The following is a 1364-nucleotide window of genomic DNA, read 5'->3' on the forward strand; positions in this document are numbered from 1 at the left end:
CGATCGAGTGAAACGGTAACAAGCAGGAGTTAAACCCGTGGAATTAATCTCGAAGACAAGAAGGCCATCGTCGCTGAAGTCAACGAGGCTGCCAAAGTCGCTCTGTCCGCTGTCGTGGTTGATGCCCGTGGCGTAACAGTAGGCGCAATGACCGGACTCCGTAAAGAGGCTCGTGAAGCTGGCGTTTACGTACGTGTTGTACGTAACACCCTGCTCAAGCGCGCTGTTGCTGACACTGAATACAGTGTTCTCAACGACGTGTTCACCGGCCCGACCCTGATTGCATTTTCGAACGAACATCCGGGCGCTGCTGCCCGTATCTTCAAAGAGTTTGCCAAGGGTCAGGACAAGTTCGAGATCAAGGCAGCTGCGTTCGAGGGCAAGTTCCTCGCAGCTAATCAGATCGACGTACTGGCAACTCTGCCGACCCGTGACGAAGCAATTTCTCAGCTGATGAGCGTGATTCAAGGCGCTACCAGCAAATTGGCTCGTACTCTGGCGGCAATTCGCGACCAGAAAGAAGCTGCTGCAGCCTAAGGCTCGTCAACTTCTCGCGTTTTTTGTTTATTTCGATGGTCGCGTAGGCCGTCCCCCAATTCAGGAATTGAGTCATGTCTCTGACTAACGAACAAATCATCGAAGCAATCGGCCAGAAATCCGTAGTGGAAATCGTTGAGCTGATCAAAGCGATGGAAGAAACCTTCGGCGTTACCGCTGCTGCCGCTTCGGCTGGTCCAGCTGCTGCCGCCGCTGTTGTTGAAGAGCAAACCGAGTTCAACGTTGTTCTGCTGGAAGCTGGCGAGAAGAAGGTTAACGTGATCAAGGCAGTTCGTGAACTGACTGGTCTGGGCCTGAAAGAAGCCAAAGAGAAAGTAGACGGCGCTCCTCAGGTTGTAGCTGAAGGCGTTTCGAAAGAAGCTGCTGAAGACGCTAAGAAGAAGCTGGAAGAAGCAGGCGCTAAAGTCGAACTGAAATAAGTATCGACTTTGCTCCTCCAGCCCGAGCGTCAAGCGACAGGCTGATGGCTGGTGGCTCTTGCCACCGGCCTTTTTCCGTTATTGGCAGCCGACTGGGTCGGTGCTGATAAAGGCGCTGTAACCACCCGATGCGGTGGCGCAAACCATGGGGTTTGCACGATTTTCTGGCTGCTCCCGTCGGGAGGGGCCAAACAAGCAGGTGACCAAGCTGGGGAACGCTGATGGCTTACTCATATACTGAGAAAAAACGTATCCGCAAGGACTTTAGCAAGTTGCCGGACGTCATGGATGTGCCGTACCTCCTGGCCAGCCAGCTGGATTCGTATCGTTAATTCTTGCAAGCGGGAGCGACAATAATTCACGATACGAATCCAGCTGGATGGCCAG

General features: G+C 53.4%; 2 protein-coding genes and 1 pseudogene. All 3 read left to right on the forward strand.

The window, feature by feature from the left end:
* The first annotated feature begins 42 nt into the window (after positions 1–42).
* Positions 43–537: a 50S ribosomal protein L10 gene (gene rplJ, locus ACIOUG_RS27150; protein WP_401070281.1), complete on the forward strand. Its 495-nt coding sequence runs from the start codon at positions 43–45 to the stop codon at positions 535–537.
* Between the two features lie 74 nt (positions 538–611).
* A complete protein-coding gene (gene rplL / locus ACIOUG_RS27155) occupies positions 612–977 on the forward strand; it encodes a 50S ribosomal protein L7/L12 (protein WP_003228750.1) in 366 nt (121 codons plus the stop codon).
* 221 nt (positions 978–1198) lie between these two features.
* A pseudogene (locus tag ACIOUG_RS27160) lies at positions 1199–1306 on the forward strand (hypothetical protein); the annotation flags it as partial.
* Positions 1307–1364: the final 58 nt, after the last annotated feature.

Origin of the sequence: Pseudomonas sp. NPDC087803 (assembly GCF_044742995.1) — a bacterium.
Classification (GTDB): domain Bacteria; phylum Pseudomonadota; class Gammaproteobacteria; order Pseudomonadales; family Pseudomonadaceae; genus Aquipseudomonas.

What these genes read in the sequence shown, in the direction of transcription:
- rplL (WP_003228750.1), top strand. Translation starts at nt 612, where the DNA reads ATGTCTCTGACTAACGAACAAATCATCGAAGCAATCGGCCAGAAATCC.